Source organism: Hymenobacter nitidus, assembly GCF_020447315.1.
Classification (GTDB): Bacteria; Bacteroidota; Bacteroidia; order Cytophagales; family Hymenobacteraceae; genus Hymenobacter; species Hymenobacter nitidus.
In genome coordinates this window covers 104656-121097 of the sequence record NZ_JAJADQ010000007.1, presented here as the reverse complement: position 1 = coordinate 121097, position 16442 = coordinate 104656, and the positions used below count along the sequence as shown (strand labels likewise).

Here is a 16442-nt window from a genome sequence, read left to right as displayed (position 1 = left end):
TCAGCCGAGCATGCGCGTTTCAATCTGCAATCCGTGGCCCCGATCCTACTCTCTGCTTTGACGAAGTATCCGCTTTTCCGCCTGCTTTTCGCTTCTGCTGCCCTGCTGCTTGTGCTGTTCGGCGTCGGGGCCTGCTCTTCGGAACGTAAGTCCGTGGTGGGCCATGCCTATGAGAACATCGTGGCCCGCGACAACGGGTTCTTTCTGGCCCGCGAAAAGCTGCGGGCGGTGGAGGAAACCTTGTATAAAGCCCGCATCAACGACTACAATCGGATTCTGCCGCTGTTCCCGACCCTGGACGACGCCACCGTAGGCCGTGTGACAGCCGACCTGGACGATATCATCAAAAAGGCGTCCATTCCGATTCAGCACCGCCCGGGCAGCGACTGGACCGACGACAGCTACCTGCTGATCGGCAAGTCGCGCTATTATAAAAAGGAGTACGAAGACGCGGGCAAGACCTTTAAGTACGTCAATACCACCAGCAAGGACCTCAATACCAAGCACGAGGCGCTGATCTGGCTGATGCGCACGTTCCTGGCTCTGAAGGAATATGAAAACGCCGCCGCCGTGTCGGACATTCTGGACAAGGAACAGGGCGACGAGCGAAACGCCCGGGAGCTGTTCCTGACCCGGGCCGAGTATTTCCTGCTGACCGGCGACCAAAAACAGGCCATCGTGAACCTGGAGAAGGCTATTCCTTATATCTCGCCCAAGAATGAGCAGTCGCGCACGCGCTACATTCTGGCCCAGCTCTACCAGGCCAACGGGCAGGACAAGGAAGCTTACGCGCAGCTCAACAAGATTTTGAAGAAGAACCCGCCTTACGAACTGGACTTCTACTCGAAGCTGATGCTAGGCCAGGTTTCGGACCTGAACAACAATGACCGCGCCCGCCTGGACAAGTATTTCGCCAAGCTGCTGAAGGATACCAAGAACAAGGAGTATACCGACAAGATTTACTACGAAATGGCGCGCCTGGAGTACCGGCAGCAGCGCTACGACAACTCGTTGACTCTGCTGCGCAAAGCTGCCCGGGCCAACTCCAGCAACCGCGCCCAGAAGGCCTACACCTATCTGCTGGCGGGCCGCATCTACTACGAGAACCTGCAGAAGTACCGCCTGGCCGCCGTTTACTACGACAGCACGGTACAGAACCTAGCCCGCGAGGCGCCCGAATACGCGGCTACCGCTGAGCGGAGCGAAATTCTGAAGGAGTTTGCCAAGCAGATTACCACCGTGGAAACGCAGGACAGTCTGCAGGCCTTGGCGCGGCTCGACACGGCCGCACTGAGCACCCAGCTGCTGAGCTTTGCCAACGCGGAGCTGGCCGCCCGCAAGAAGGAAGCCGAGCGGCAAGCGGCCCAGCAGGAGCTCGTGGCCCGGCGGGAGCGGCAGGCCACCAACGGCAGTGCCAGCGCCCTACGCCCCGGCGACTCGAACATTGACCCACTCGCGCTGGCCAACGGCGCTACCGGCGCCCTCTTCTACTTCGATAACCCCACGGCGCTGAGCACGGCCAAATCGGACTTTATCCGCAAGTGGGGCGACCGACAGCTACAGGACAACTGGCGTATCAGCAGCCAGGCTTCGGCGTCGCCGACGACGGCTCAGGGCGGCAATGTACCGGTTTCGATTGCCGGATCGGGCAGCTCGGCGGTTAACCCGGCATCGGAAGCCACGCTGGCCGCGGCCATCGATCCGGCGGTGCAGGCCCAGCTGCTGGTGAAGCAGTACCGGCAGAACTTGCCCCTGACGCCGGCGAAACTGCAGGAGTCGCAGAAGCAGCTGGAGGAAGCCTTATTTGCGTTGGGCGGTATTTACAGCCAACAACTCAAGGAACAGGCGCGGGCCGCGGAAACGTATGAGAAGCTGATAGCGCGCTTCCCGCAGAGCAGCCATTTGCCCGAAACTTTTTACAGCCTGTACCTTATTTACAAGGAGCTGAATGACCCAAAGGCCGAAGCCTACGCCCAGCGGCTGCGCCAGGATTTCCCGAACTCATCCTACGCACGACTCGTGGCCGACCCAGAGTATCTGCGGCGGGCTTCCATTGCCAACGAGCAGGTAGCAGCGCGGGTTGATTCGGCGTTTGCCCTCTACAAGAAGCAAGAATTCAAGAAAGCTACGGCCGTGCTGAGCCGGGCCAAAAAGCAAAACCCCGTCAGTGACCTGAACGACCGGGTAGACTACTTGAGCATGCTGCTGGTTATCCGGACCCAGCCGCCGGCAACGGCCAAGGTGGCGGTGGAGAACTTCCGCAAAGCTTACCCCGAAAGCCCCTTGAGCCTGCAGGCGCGGGAACTGCTGAACAGCTACAAACGCTACGAGGAAGGCCAGATTGCCGGTGCCCTGGCCTCGACCGACAAGCCTTCAGTATCGATGTTTAAGCCGGGTGAGGTCGACAATCGTCTGCGCATTTTCTACGGCGCCGACGAAACGCCGGCCACTCTGGTCCCCCCGGCGCCGGCTACTATGCCAGCCACTACTCCGGCGGCAGCTTCTCCCCCGCCTGTGCCAACCGCGCCCGTACCAACACCTGCGGGCAAGGCTGTTTCCGGTAAGAAAGGGGTTCCGGCTTCCAAAGCCCCGGCCAAAGTTCCGGCCGAAACGCCAGCTCCCACAACGCCCGAGCCCGTTGCAACGCCACCGGTCAGCACGACGCCGGCCTCTCCTGCTGCTCCAGCGCCTGAGCCAGCCAAGCCCACGACGGCCTACACGACCAATCTGGCGGCGGGGCATGCGGTGGTGCTGGCTTTTCCGAAGGGTGCCGCGCCCGCGCAGACGTTGCCGGAACAGCTGGCAGCCTACAACAACCGCTTCTACCGCGTCAATAACCTGCAGGTGCAGCAAGTGGTGCTGGGCGAAACCATGGACCTGGTGGTGGTACAATCCTTGCCGGGCGCCAAAGTAGCCCAGAGCTACGCGCTGAAGCTGCGCGGCCCCCAGTCGCCGCTAAGCAAATTGCGCGGCGCGGGTTACCAAACCCTCATTATTGGTATTGATAACCTCCCGCTGTTGCTGCAAAGCAAAGATGTGGAAGAGTATCAGCGCTTCTACCAGCAAACTTACCGACCGTAGTACCTCTGCATGGCATATCCCGCCACTAAGTCCAAGACTTCCCCGCGCAAACCGCAACGTCCGGGCCGCTTTACCAACCTTACCCGCACCCTCTGGCTTCTGTTTGGGGGTGGCGTGCTGGGCCTGATTCTGTACATTCTGGCCGTCAGCGTCAATTTCCTAAACCTGTTTGGGCGCATGCCCAACCTGAAGACGCTGGAAAACCCGAAGAGTGAGCTGGCCTCCGAGATATACTCGGCAGACGGCGTGCTGATGGGCAAATACTTCCGCGAGAACCGCACTCCCGCCGATTACGAAGACCTGCCCCAGAACCTGATTGACGCTCTGATTGCTACCGAAGACGTACGCTTCGAGGGTCACTCCGGCATTGATTTCAAGGGGCTTTTTGCCATTCCCTATTACGTAGCCACTGGCCGCAGCCGGGGCTCCAGTACTCTTACCCAGCAGCTAGCTAAGGTGCTGTTCCGTACGCGCGGCGACCTCAACGACGGCAAGCTGAACGACGTGAGAGGTTTAGGTATGCTCATCATCAAAACCAAGGAATGGATAATGGCGGTGCGGCTTGAGCGCAGCTACACCAAGCGCGAGATTATGCGCATGTACCTTAATACCAACGATTTTGGCTCCAATGCCTTTGGTATTAACGTGGCAGCCAAAACGTTTTTTAATAAGTTACCGAAAGACCTGACCCTGGAAGAATCGGCGCTGCTGGTGGGCGTACTCAATGCCCCCTCGCGGTATAGCCCCGTGCAAAACCCCGACAAGGCCAAGGTGCGCCGCAACTGGGTGCTGTACCAGATGAAGAAGTACAACTACATCACCCCGGAGGAGCACGCCAAAGCCGCCGCCAAAGACATTGTGTTGCACTACAGCGTGGAGAACTCCAACAAAGGCATTGCCCCCTACTTCCGCACGGAGGTGAGCAAGTCGCTGCTGCAGTGGGCCAAGGAAACCGACCACGACCTCTACGCCGACGGCCTGAAAATCTACACAACCATCGACTCCCGCATGCAGAAGTATGCCGAGTCGGCGGTGGCGGAGCACATGAAGCAGCAGCAGAAGATGTTCGATGCCCACTGGAAAGGCCAGCTGCCCTGGCGCGACGAGAACGGCAAGATCATTCCCAACTTTCTGCAGACCTCCATCAAGCGTACGGAGCGCTACCGGTCACTCTCGAACCGCTTCGAGGGCAATCAGGACTCCATCAACTACTATCTGAAGAAGAAGTACAAGATGATGGTCTTCACCTGGAAAGGCGAAAAGGAGATGCTCATGTCGCCCCTAGACTCTCTGGCGTACTACAAGCGGTATCTGCACGCCGGCTTTATGGCTATGAATCCGCTGAACGGGCAGATCAAGGCCTGGGTGGGCGGTACCAACTTCAAGTATTTCAAGTACGACCACGTGAAGCAGGGCAAGCGGCAGCCGGGCTCTACCTTCAAGCCCATCGTGTACACCGCCGCCATCGACCAAGGCTACTCTCCCTGCTACCAGCGGCCCGACGTGGCCACCACGTTCCCCGCCGTGGCGGGTCGGGCCCCGTACACGCCCAAGAACTTCGAAGGGGGCTTCTCGGGCCGTACGTTTACTATCCGGCAGGCTCTGGCCCGTTCCATGAACTCGATTACGGCCTGGCTGGTGCAGAAGCTGGGACCCGAAACGGTGGTTTCCTACGCCAAGCGTCTGGGCATTACCTCTCCCATTGAGGCAGTGCCGGCCGTCGGTTTCGGCTCCAGCGACGTGAGCATTTACGAAATGAGCGGTGCCTACAGCACGTTCGTTAACAAAGGTGTTTGGACTGCCCCGATGATGGTAACGCGCATTGAGGACAAGAATGGCAACGTTCTGCGCGAGTTTGTGCCCCAGACCCGGGAAGCCCTGAGCGAGGAAACCGCCTACCTGATGACTTATATGCTGCAAGCCTCCACCACTGAGCAAGGCGGCACCTCAGTTATCCTGAAAACCGGCTTTAAATTCCCCTACGAAATTGGGGCCAAAACCGGCACCACCAGCAACTACTCCGACGCCTGGTTTATGGGCATCACTCCCGACCTGGTGTGCGGCATGTGGGTGGGAGGCGAAGACCGCAGCATCCACTTCCGGTCGGGCTCGTATGGCCAGGGCGCCCGGGCTGCATTGCCTATCTACGGCCTGTTTATGCGCAAGGTCTATGCCGATAAGAGCATTGGCGTCAGCACTGCGCCCTTCCCCAAGCCCGCACAGCCGCTGTCCATTGAAATTGACTGCAGCCGCTACTACGGCGGGCAGCGCGACACGATTCCCTACGACCAGAAGCTCAACCAGACCGATCTGCAGGACATCGACGACGAGGATATTTAAACCGGTGAGCAGTACTTCCGCCGGAGAGTAGCAGTGGCAGGTGAAAATCACCTGCCACTTTTCGTTTCCTGACGGGCCGGCTGCTCCTCTACTCGAATTATCCTAACCTGTATTCTGTTTTCAGAGTTAAACATACCTCCGCCCACGCCTACTTCCCTATGGCCGCTAAAGACCACCTGCAAGAGCAAATCCGGCATTTACCACACCGCCCGGGCATCTACAAATTCTTCGACGACGAAGGCATCATTTACGTCGGCAAGGCCATCGACATTCGTAAGCGCGTCAGCAGCTATTTCAATAAGCAGGACCACAACAAGAAGACCCAGCAGCTGGTGCGCAACATCAAGCGTATCGAGTTTACCATCGTCGACAGTGAATCCGACGCTTTTCTGCTGGAAAACAACCTCATCAAGGAGAACCAGCCCAAGTATAACATCCTGCTCAAGGACGGCAAAACCTACCCTTACCTCTGCCTGACCAATGAGCGGTTTCCGCGGCTGCTGCCCACGCGCAAGAAAATTAACGACGGCTCGCGCTACTACGGTCCCTACGCCAACCTGACGGCCATGAACATCCTACTGGAGCTGATCAGGGCTCTGTACCCGCTGCGCACCTGTACTTACAACCTGTCGCCCGAGAACGTAGCCGCCGGCAAGTTCAAAGTCTGCTTGGAATACCACCTAGGCAACTGCAAAGGGCCTTGTGAGGGCTTGGTCAATGAAGAAGCCTACAACCAGAACATCCAGCAGATCCGCAATATTCTCAGCGGCAACCTGAGCGTTCCGAAAGCTTACTTCCGGGAGAAGATGATGGCCGCCGCCCAGGACCAGCAGTTTGAGCTAGCACATTCCTTCAAGCAGAAACTTGACCGTCTCGATGAGTTCCAAGCCAAGTCGACGGTCGTGAATGCTTCGCTCTCCAACATCGATGTCTTCAGCATCGCCGCCAACGAGAAAAATGCCTTTATCAACTACCTCAAGGTGATGAACGGCTCCATTATTCTCACTCAGTCGGTGGAAGTAGTGAAGAAGCTCGATGAAACCGACGCGGAGATTCTGGCTCCCATGGTGATGCAGATGCGGGAGGAGTTTGAAAGCCAGTCGAAGGAAATCCTGGTTAACGTCTCCTTACCTGACTTGCCGCTTGCCAACACGACGGTAGTCGTGCCCCAGATTGGGGACAAACGCAAGCTGCTGGAGCTGTCCATCAAGAATGTGATGTACCTGCGTAAGGAAAAGGAGAGCATGAATGATCGTTCCAAAGACCTCAACGAGGTCCGAATTATGGAAACGATTAAGAAGGATTTGCGCCTTACCGAGCTTCCTAAGCACATCGAGTGCTTCGACAACTCCAACTTCCAGGGCGACAACCCGGTGGCTGCTATGGTGTGTTTCCGCAACGCAAAGCCCAGCAAGAAAGACTACCGCCATTACCACATTAAAACAGTAGTCGGCCCCAACGACTTCGACTCAATGTACGAAGTCGTGACGCGGCGCTACCGGCGCCTGGTTGATGAGGGAGCATCACTACCGCAGCTCGTTATCGTTGATGGTGGTAAGGGGCAGCTCAGCATGGCTGTCAAAGCACTGAAAGACCTCAACCTCTGGGGCCAGATACCGGTCATCGGTATTGCCAAGCGTCTGGAGGAAATATACGTTCCCAACGACCCACTACCCCTCTACATCGATAAGAAGAGTGAGTCCCTCCGCTTATTCCAGCGCATGCGCGACGAAGTACACCGCTTCGGCATTACGTTTCACCGCAGCCGGCGCGACGCGGCTACGCTCAAAACCGAGCTTACCGATGTAAAAGGCTTAGGCCCCATCTCCGCCGAAAAGCTGCTGAGCAAGTTCAAGTCCGTCAAAAAGATTCGGGAGCTAAGCGAGGAGGAGTTGGTAACTGAGATTGGCAAAGCAAAAACCCGCATTCTGCTCTCTTACTTTCAGGAACAGGATCAGAAACAGGAAAGCCAGTAACCTTCAGCAACAAAAAAACCCTTGCTCACGAGCAAGGGTTTTTTTGTTATGTAATCCTAGACAGCTATTAGAAGCTCCAGAGGTTGTACTCATACTCGATAAGGTCAGACGCGGCCTGCTGAGCAGCCAGAACGCCTTGCTGAGGACCACCATACACTTCGTCGAGACGAGAGTCGTTGGGGTTCGACACCTTTACGATGTAGGAGTTAAACAACCAGAGCTCAAACGCGTCAGCCAGGTTCTTATGCTGAGCATCGTTCTGCGAGTTAAACCAGATAGCCTTATCAGGGTTAGCGCGGAACACCCGAACCAAGTCGCTATACTTGAACGTCCCAATTGGAGTTTCAATACCCGATACGTTGGAACTGAGCGTCGAAGGAACCAGCAGCGTAACGGTTTTGATATCGTGATACATCCGTGACCGTTTCTTGTCAAAGATCATATCCTCCTTCAATTCCATCTGATACAAGTCCTTGTAACGGTACTCATAGCTTGGGGGCGCAGCAGGAGCTTTAGGCTTGGCAGCCGTCTTGCCCTTTTTACCCTTGGCTTTGGGCGTGCCCCAATCATCGTCGGTGCTTTCTTCGCTGAAACCAGCGGCCTTCTCTTCTTCGCTCAGACCGGCGCTAGCTTCTACATACGACATCCGGCCGGATACTTCCGTAGGAGTGAAGGTAGAAGTCAGCGAGTCATTGCGGTAAGCCTGAAGTTCACCGCGTTTCACGGCTTCCATGATTACCCGGCTGATTTCTTTGCCCTCCGAGAACATTGGCTTGTTCTGCTTTTCGCGAAGGTCAACCGCACGCCAGATCGTCTTCCGGAACATGATATCCGAATTAGGAATCGGGCGATACGAGCCGTTGCTGCTGGCGGTCGTAGCTTGCTCCTGAGCCGATGCTGAGACCGACAGCGTCAGGCTGGCCGCCAAAGCGGCGAAGGAAAGGAATTTGTTCATACCGTGGTAATCAAAAAAGCGCTGCAGTTAGTTCAGATGAATAACGCTTACAGCAACGGAATATTGAACTGCTTCGCTACGTTAACTTCTTCCTGCTGATCCTGGAAGTTCAAACGACGAACCTCTTTCACTTCGATGTAGAGACGGTCGCCTTCACGAGCCGAGTTTACTACATCCGACAGGTTGGCCTCAGGGCCGCTGATGGTACGGGTTGGAATAGCAGGACGCTTACCACGTACCAGAGTCACTTCGTAACGGGTTACGCGGTACCGGGCATCATCAGGAAGGAAGGTAGCGAAACCAGCGTCCGGCACAGCCTTCAGGCTCATGTTACGGACTGCGGTAATCGGGGTGCCTTGCTTTTCGTTAGCCTCACGGCCACCTACGATGCACTTAATCTCGGGCTTAGGAATGGGACGAACCTGGAAGGTCTGCGAGCCAATAGCGTTGCCGCTGCTGCTTACGCTCAGAGTTACTTCACGTGAGTTGGGCACCAACGTTACATCACCCGTTTTCGAACCCGAAATAACCGAAGCACCGGAAGCAGAGAAGCTAGGCTTGTACTGGGCACCCAAAGCAGGTACCTGTACGCTCAGCTTGTTGCCACACTTGAAATACAGAGCCTGCACCGAAGCCGACTGAATCTGCATTACGGGCTTGGTTACCGTGTAGGGAACCGTCACCTTGAAGGTCGTGTCGCGGCCGTTCTGCTTGAAGCGGATCGTACCAGTCCACTGAGCTTTAGCATTGCCAGCAGCATCAAACGAGCCGGGACGAGCCGTGAATTCCACTTTGCCTTTGCCATCGGGACCAACTGCCAGCGGGCTGCCGTTCAGGGTCATCGAGGGCTTCAGGCCCGTGGCCGAAGCCGTCAGAAACAGCTCAGCTTTGTACTTGGTGCCAGCGGCTACCGTGTTCGACTCAGCACTGGCGAATGCACCAACTTTGTCGAATACGATGATGTTGCCACCTACTTTTGCCGACTGTGCGGCAAGAGCATCCGATTCGTACTTCAGCACCTCAGCTTCTTTCTGGGAAAGAGTGGCCAGAGCAGCTACTACTGGGGTGTTTTCGAAGTTCAGCTCAGCGAAGTTCTTATTCCGCTGCTCTTTATCCGTAACCATTGGGTCATCCTTGGCATCAAGTGCCAGAGGAGCAATACCAGGAACGTACTTCTGGATATAAGTAGAATAAGCATTGAGCTTGTTCTTCATATCGTAAGCAATACCGTCCTTCTTGCCACCCAACATGGTGCTAGCGACTTTGTCTTCAGCACTCATGTTCTTAAACTCATTTTTGCCCGTGTTTTCGGTGGCAGCCAAGAGTTTTTCACGTACTGAACCCAGGTAGGTAATCATCTCCTGAGTTGTCTTGCGAATTTCTTCGCTTTGCTTTAGAACGGCTAGGTCAGAGGCTTGATTGCGGTTTTTCTCAACCTGCGCCTGAATACCCTTAACCGTACCATCGTTCGACTTCGACACCTTATTGTTAATAGCAGAAAGGCTATCGTCGAGGAACTTGAATTTGAGCAATATTGCCGAGTTTACCTGAAGGGCTAGAAGAGCAGTCAGTACTAGGTACATCATGCCAATCATCTTCTGCCTTGGAGTTTCTTTTCCTCCCGCCATCGTGTCGTGCCTAATCTATATGTAGTGGACGGAAATTAGTATCGCTGCTACCAAATTAGCTGGTAGCGCGCATAGCATTCAGCATGTTGCCATACACCCGGTTCAACGAACCCAGGTTGCTGGTCAGCTGCGTTACTTCCTGCTTGAACTGGTCGGTTTCCTTGCCAGCTTCGGTCAGGTTTTCCATAGCCTGGCTCAGGGTGCCATAGAACTTGTTCATGGACTTCAGGTGCGTGTTGGCATCCTGCAGTTCCATTTCGTACACGGCATTCAGGGCGCCCAAGTTCTTGGTTACGTTCTGCACCTGCAGGTGATACTCCTTGGCATCAGCCGTAGCACTCGACATGGCTGTGATGGCCTCTACCGTGTTCGAGTAAGCACTGTTGATTTTCTCCAGCGACTGAGCCGCGGAGCGAACTTTAGTCGTGTACTCTTCCGTAGCGTTGGTAGCGTCGCCCAAGGAAGACAACTGCTGAGTTGTCGTCGACAGACGGTTCAGACCAGCACCCAGCGAGGAAATAGCCTCTGGAGTTACGTTGGCATCCTTCAGCATGTCGTCCAACTTCTTGGTTAGGCCCTTGCTGTTGTTGTCGGCCGAGAAGCTGTTGCTATTCGTCGATGGGTCATAGCCCTCGCTCAACTCTGGGTAAACCAATGACCAATCCGGCTCGTGCGAAGCAGGCTGGAAAGCACTCAGTAAGAAAATCAGTGCTTCAGTGCCAAGACCAACGATTAGCATTTCGCTAGCGCCATCCCAGTGCTGAATTTTAAACAAAGCCCCGACGATTACGACTGCGGCCCCGATGCCGTACACCTTAGGCATAACCACGTCATACAGGAAACTTCCGCCTTTTGCTGCCATTTGAATTTGAAATTGAAAAAATGTTGTGTGATGATGTAAAAGCGAGGGGGGATGCGAGTATTGAGTTTTCGCTAGAGAGCTGAACCGATTTGGATCATAGCCGTCCGGAAACCAATGTAAGAGCGAGCAGAATCCTGGTATTCGAAGTTCCGAGTGCCAGTCTCCAAGAAGTAAGAAATGTCTTTCCAGGAACCGCCACGCACTACTTTGCGGGGCTCATTGTCATCAGGGTTCGTTGGGTTCATATCCCAAACCACTGGCACCGATGCCTCCATGTAAGCATCATCGCACCATTCCGATACGTTGCCCGACATGTCGTACAGGCCAAAGTCATTCGGGAAGAAGGCACCTACTGGAGCTGTGTAAGCATATCCATCGCTGGCATAGTCACCGCGGCCGGGCTTGAAATTCGCCAGCATGCAACCTTTGGAGTTGCGCAGGTAAGGACCGCCCCAGGGGTAAGTAGCCAAGTCACGGCCACCGCGGGCGGCGTATTCCCATTCGGCCTCGGAGGGCAGACGGAAGTTGGGAGTGGGAGCTAAGCCAGCTTCGGCGTTAGCAGCATTTTTGTTTTTGGTGCGCCAGTTGCAGAAATACTTAGCGGCAAACCAGTCAACACCTACTACTGGGTAGTCATCGAAGGCGGGGTGAGTATAGTAGTACTCCATCAGCGGGTCACCCATATGATAGGTGAAGTCGCGCACCCATACCGTGGTATCGGGATAGAGCTCAGTCATTACATACTCTTCGCCGAGAACGTCAATTGAATCCTGCCGGATGGCATTCATAAACTGACGGTATTCATTGTTAGTAATTTCGGTTTCATCCATGTAGAAGCCGGCGATAGTCACCTGCTTGTTCATGTTAACCATAGAGGCAGATATATCCTGATCGGTCTGACCCATATGGAAGGTTCCGCCGGGGCAAGGAACCATGCCGAAAGGCACCTCCTGGGGATTGAACTCGGGGCGGTCCTCCGCTCCGACCAAATCGCCTTGCGGTCCTTTGCCGAAACCACAGCCTCCCAGAAACAGCGCCGAGAGGGCTACTAGGGGCAATACGAGAAACTTGTTCATGTTAAGGAAAAAAAGACTGTTCAGGCGGCGATACCCTAAGATTACAATTTAATGAGCCGGCAAATCTAGCGAATATTACGCTCGCTCGCAAGCCTGTCGCTCAATGCTTGCCTTTTGTCTACGAACTGGTACGGATACCGGTTAAACGATGGAAAGCAATGAGTTAGTGTAAATGCCCCTCTTGATTCATCAGATACGCAATCAACCACCCAACAATCCTGGAAAACGCCCCTAGAATTAGAAGCTGTAGCGAGGAGTACGGATAGCTGGACGAGTGGCCAGCCCTGGCTTGGGCAAGCGGTAGGAGAGCATGATTTCGTGGGAGCTGAATGCACGCGCGTCTTGATTAAATGCAATAAAGTCGAAGGCATAGCCGAAGCGCAAAGCATTGTCTTTAGCAAAGCTCATGCCTAATAAACCGGTAATTGATTCATCGTAACGGTACCCCACGCCTCCCCAGAACTTATCGTTGATCGTAGCCCGAACACCACCTTCGTAGGAGTTGTTCTGCAAGTTGAATTTATTATTATCGCCGAATTTGCCGGGCAGTACCATCTTTACAAGCACTGTGGGGGTAACTACAACGGAAGAAGTAGCTTCGATATTGTAGCCAGCGGTGAGATACGCATGGTTCTCACCGATAGCCTTGGCACTGTTTTCTCCTCCAACACTCTTAAAACGGTACTCGGAACGCAGCAAATTATTGGCGCTTAAACCCGCGTACAGTTTGTCTGATTCGTACCAGACCCCTATTCCTGTGTCAAACTTCTGGTCAGAGCCATTCCTGGGCACACTGTTATCGACACGCTCATCGGCCGTGCGGTACTCTCCTTTGCCCAAGTGGTTTAAAATCCCCTGAACGCCGAGACCTAACATACCCTCCCCTACTTTGATATGTTTGGAGTAGGACAGCTGTACGTTAGTAATACTGGCCTCACCTATCTTATCCCGGAAGATGCTCAGGCCAACGCCCCCGCCAATAGCAGCTACCGGCAGGGAGGCGCTCAGAGCGTAGGTTTGAGGAGAGCCCCCGTCGTCGAATGACCCGTCGTAACCTAAGTACTGATAGCGCCCCAGCGTGGTGATATCCCCCTGACCTTTTATACCGGCGTAGGCAGGGTTCAGGTACATCCCGTTAAAGCCGTAGTGGCTGAATTGGGGCTGCTGCTGAGCGAAGGCAGTAGAGAAAATTGCTGAGGTCAGCAATACAGAAAGTAAAGTTCTCTTCATAGAACTGATTGATTAGTGGTCTGTTAGGGCTCGGGTGGGCCAACGTAGGTGTTTCCAAATGTATGGAAAAAACCATGCGCAACAAACCGCGAAAAAAACAAGCGGAAGTGCCTTTGGGAGCACTTCCGCTTGTCTTACGCACTAAACGTTCTGTTTGCCGCTTTTATTTTTCTCTTTTCCGACATCCGGTCCGTGATGCAAACGGATGTAAGCCTCTATGGCTCCGGTCATTGACGGAGCATTCGGCTGGGGCGCTTCAATGTCTAACTCAAGCCCGGCGTCGAGCACAGCTTTGGCAGTAGTAGGGCCAAAGGCAGCTATACGGGTACCATTCTGCTCGAAATCAGGGAAATTGATAAAGAGCGAGCTAATCCCGGAGGGACTGAAGAAGGCGATGCAGTCGTACTTCACATCGGAGAGGTCAGACAGGTCGCTGGCAACGGTATGGTAAATTACCGCCTCCGTAAACTTGAAGTTGTTGGCCCGCATAAACTCCGGAATATCGTCTTTGCGGATATCGGAGCAGGGATACAAGAACTTTTCGCCCTTGTGCTTTTTAATCACATCGAAGAGGTCGGCAGCCGTACGCTGTCCGACAAACAGCTTGCGCTTACGCAGCACGATGTACTTCTGCAGATAGTTAGCGGTCTGCTCGGAGATACAGAAATACTTCATCTCCGCTGGCATCTCAAGCTTGGCTTCCTGGCAAATGCGGAAGAAGTGGTCCACCGCATTGCGGCTGGTAAAAATCACAGCCGTGTGTTCCGCAATATTGACTTTCTCTTTGCGAAAATCTTTATACGAAACGGGGTCAACCTGAATAAACTCGCGGAAATCAACCTTAATACCATACTTCTCAGCAATGGCAAAGTAAGGGGAGACGTCGTTGGTGGGCTTAGGCTGGGTAACCAGAATGCTGGAGATACGCTTGGCATGACGGCCCGTTCCCGGTTTGTCTGTGCTCTCGGCCATAGGGTAGAAAAAAGTAAAGCTAGGGCAATAAGGCGGCGCTGGGAGTAATAGAAGGCTCCTGCTAAAGCCGGATCAGTAGGTGAACACTATCAACTTGAGCAGAACGATCAAGGGAATCACTTCTGTGGCGCAAAGGTACGAAAACAAATGCAGATTTAGTAGGGACGCCCGGCGGTGTAACGTCCGGGCGATGCGAACGACCGTACCAATCAACATCAAGGAAACCACCCCGTTGGACACCCACAGTACTGTTTCGGGCAGGGTCTGGTTCAGCCCGAGGTAGAGCAGCATTACGCCGGGCAGGAAAAGACCCATAAATAAGATTGTGCGCATAAACTCCCGGTACTGTACCATAACCAGCTGCGTCACGTCGAAGATATAGCCCATTACCTCCAGAAAGAGGTATTTACCCAGCACGAAGGCCACAATCAGGGCGGCGTAGAGCAGTACGCGCACAATAATGGCCGACTCGGGCACGTCGAAAAGTCGGCGCAGAATGATAATACTCTGAATGTTGGTGTGGATGGCTACCAGCAGCAAAGCAAAGGAAAGCGAAAAGACGACGACCAGCAGCAGGTTTAGCCAAGTGACGGTCGGCTTCGTCAGGAAGTCCTGGTCATTGGAGGTTTTACCCCACAGGCCCTCGAAATGATAAATGCGGGCAAAACCTGACTGATAAGCCGACCGGATGCTCCCGTAGAACAAACCAATCAGGAGCAGAAAGCTCAGGAACACGTTCTGCCCCTGATGCCCACGGGGCAACGGCATGGCCGCTACAGAGGCCACCGGGCTCCTACTGGCTTTGACGACCGGCACGGCATTCACAAAAGAAGCCAAGTTGGGGGCTATTTCGGGATGCCAGATACACAGCAGATGCGGCCCTGGCGCCGAACCCGCAGGCAACAGCTTGGTCAGATCGAGAGTGTAGGGAGCCGATGTGGCGGCGGTAAAGACCAACCGGTTATTCAGGAAGAGGCTGAGTCCCTTGGGAGCAGCAAACGTAATGGCCAACGGGCGCCCCGGCTGGATGGATACCCACTGGTAGTAGGCCAGCGCCGGCGCGTGGTAATCGGGGAGGTAAAGAACCAGACGGTTGCGCGCGGCATCGTGAATCAGCCAATCGGCAGACAGCCCCCGCTTAGGCGTAGGGGGCAGCGGGCGGTATTCGGCGGCAAATGCACCGGGCAGCGGCAGCAGCCACAGAAAGCTAATCAGCCATACTAGTTGCCGGTAGATGCCCTGCCTGACCCGTAACACAGATACTGTCAAACGTTAGGATGCAACGCGCTGCTGCGCGCTTCGGCTCTGGTAGACCCCCAGGAAAATGCTGATCAGAACTGAAAAGGCTACCAGTGCCCCAATCAGCAGCGTGTTGCCGAGAGCCGAGAAGTTGATGACAAAAAGAATAACAACCAGATTCAGCAGGCCCAGCAGCATTACGGTACTGATTTGCTGGAAGCCCATGGCTAGAATACGGTGGTGAACGTGGTTCTTATCGGGGGAAAACGGCGAGCGGCCGGCCATCATCCGGACGATAAACACGCGCAGCGTATCGAAAAGCGGCACGAACAGAATGCCGATAGCCACGGCCGGGGAAGAAGTGCTGAACGGGTCGCCGACGCGCAGGCCCATCTCGATGAACTGAATGGTCAGAATCGAGACGATGAAGCCGCAGACCAAGGAGCCGGTGTCGCCCATAAAGATGCTGGCCCGATGAAAATTGTAGCGCAGAAAGCCCAGCATACCTCCAATCAGGCAAACCGAAACAAAAACGTAGTTGCCGTAGCCAGCACCACCGTAGCGGGCAAAGTAGTAGCCATAGGTGCTGGTGATAATCAGCACAATAGTGCCGGCCAACCCATCGAGTCCGTCAATGAGGTTGATGGCATTGGTGATGCCCACAATGGCCAGAAAGGTGAAGGCGTAGCTGATACCAATGGGCAGCTCGTGAATGCCAAGAATGCCCTGGAAGCTGGTGACGCGAATGTCGGCCATAATCATGACCACGCCGGTAGCCAGCAGCTGGCCCACAAACTTCTTCGACACTGAGATACTGACCAGGTCGTCTTTCAGGCCCACGAAGAACAGCACGATGCAGCCGGCCAGCAACTGCTGAATGCCATTGCCGAGGTCGGCGAAGATGGTGAGGGCCGACATAAAGCCGGCAAACACGGCAACGCCACCCAGGCGGGGCGTCAGTGACTCATGCACGGTACGCACGTTGGGCGTATCCAGCATATTCTTCAGGTGGGCAATATAGATGATGGAGGGCACCGCGAAGAGTGCCACCAAAAATGCCCAGAGAAAGGACAACCCCAACTG

The 16442-nt window shown here is 54.8% G+C and carries 11 protein-coding genes; 3 read left to right on the top strand and 8 right to left on the bottom strand.

Annotation, left to right across the window (positions count from 1 at the left end):
* Positions 1-57: 57 nt before the first annotated feature.
* The 3 genes from porW to uvrC all read left to right on the top strand — a co-directional run bounded on the left by porW (position 58) and on the right by uvrC (position 7397).
* A complete protein-coding gene (gene porW, locus LGH70_RS14175; RefSeq protein WP_226187208.1) occupies positions 58-3081 on the top strand; it encodes a type IX secretion system periplasmic lipoprotein PorW/SprE in 3024 nt (1007 codons plus the stop codon).
* A gap of 9 nt (positions 3082-3090) precedes the next feature.
* Positions 3091-5421: a penicillin-binding protein 1A gene (locus LGH70_RS14170; RefSeq protein WP_226186819.1), complete on the top strand. Its 2331-nt coding sequence runs from the start codon at positions 3091-3093 to the stop codon at positions 5419-5421.
* Positions 5422-5579: 158 nt separating this feature from the next.
* Positions 5580-7397, top strand: a complete 1818-nt coding sequence (gene uvrC / locus LGH70_RS14165) for an excinuclease ABC subunit UvrC (protein ID WP_226186816.1) — start codon at positions 5580-5582, stop codon at positions 7395-7397.
* A gap of 67 nt (positions 7398-7464) precedes the next feature.
* On the opposite strand, the gene porN is transcribed toward uvrC, so the two are convergent.
* From porN to LGH70_RS14125, 8 genes are all read right to left on the bottom strand, one after another.
* Positions 7465-8352: a type IX secretion system ring subunit PorN/GldN gene (porN, locus tag LGH70_RS14160; protein WP_226186813.1), complete on the bottom strand. Its 888-nt coding sequence runs from the start codon at positions 8350-8352 to the stop codon at positions 7465-7467.
* A 47-nt stretch (positions 8353-8399) separates the two neighbouring features.
* On the bottom strand, positions 8400-9980 hold the full coding sequence (porM, locus tag LGH70_RS14155) for a type IX secretion system motor protein PorM/GldM (protein ID WP_226186811.1): 1581 nt from the start codon (positions 9978-9980) through the stop codon (positions 8400-8402).
* Between the two features lie 55 nt (positions 9981-10035).
* Complete coding sequence (gene porL / locus LGH70_RS14150) at positions 10036-10803, bottom strand: type IX secretion system motor protein PorL/GldL (protein ID WP_262905356.1); 768 nt, start codon at positions 10801-10803, stop codon at positions 10036-10038.
* A gap of 110 nt (positions 10804-10913) precedes the next feature.
* Positions 10914-11918, bottom strand: coding sequence for a T9SS ring complex lipoprotein PorK/GldK (porK, locus tag LGH70_RS14145; RefSeq protein ID WP_135396255.1), 1005 nt, complete (start codon positions 11916-11918; stop codon positions 10914-10916).
* 237 nt (positions 11919-12155) lie between these two features.
* A complete protein-coding gene (locus tag LGH70_RS14140; RefSeq protein WP_226186805.1) occupies positions 12156-13148 on the bottom strand; it encodes a PorP/SprF family type IX secretion system membrane protein in 993 nt (330 codons plus the stop codon).
* 141 nt (positions 13149-13289) lie between these two features.
* Entirely contained in the window at positions 13290-14120 is an 831-nt protein-coding gene (locus tag LGH70_RS14135; protein WP_226186801.1) for a uroporphyrinogen-III synthase, read from the bottom strand.
* Between the two features lie 72 nt (positions 14121-14192).
* Positions 14193-15389, bottom strand: coding sequence for a DUF4271 domain-containing protein (locus LGH70_RS14130; RefSeq protein ID WP_226186798.1), 1197 nt, complete (start codon positions 15387-15389; stop codon positions 14193-14195).
* A gap of 3 nt (positions 15390-15392) precedes the next feature.
* Positions 15393-16409 (bottom strand): MraY family glycosyltransferase, encoded by a 1017-nt coding sequence (locus LGH70_RS14125; RefSeq protein ID WP_226187201.1) that lies wholly within the window; start codon positions 16407-16409, stop codon positions 15393-15395.
* Positions 16410-16442 lie beyond the last annotated feature (33 nt).

Excerpts from the sequence above, each read along its gene's own strand:
- LGH70_RS14170 (WP_226186819.1), top strand. The coding sequence starts at position 3,091 with ATGGCATATCCCGCCACTAAGTCCAAGACTTCCCCGCGCAAACCGCAA.
- LGH70_RS14135 (WP_226186801.1), bottom strand. The coding sequence starts at position 14,120 with ATGGCCGAGAGCACAGACAAACCGGGAACGGGCCGTCATGCCAAGCGT.
- porK (WP_135396255.1), bottom strand. The coding sequence starts at position 11,918 with ATGAACAAGTTTCTCGTATTGCCCCTAGTAGCCCTCTCGGCGCTGTTT.
- porM (WP_226186811.1), bottom strand. The coding sequence starts at position 9,980 with ATGGCGGGAGGAAAAGAAACTCCAAGGCAGAAGATGATTGGCATGATG.
- porN (WP_226186813.1), bottom strand. The coding sequence starts at position 8,352 with ATGAACAAATTCCTTTCCTTCGCCGCTTTGGCGGCCAGCCTGACGCTG.
- porL (WP_262905356.1), bottom strand. The coding sequence starts at position 10,803 with ATGCCTAAGGTGTACGGCATCGGGGCCGCAGTCGTAATCGTCGGGGCT.
- uvrC (WP_226186816.1), top strand. The coding sequence starts at position 5,580 with ATGGCCGCTAAAGACCACCTGCAAGAGCAAATCCGGCATTTACCACAC.
- LGH70_RS14140 (WP_226186805.1), bottom strand. The coding sequence starts at position 13,148 with ATGAAGAGAACTTTACTTTCTGTATTGCTGACCTCAGCAATTTTCTCT.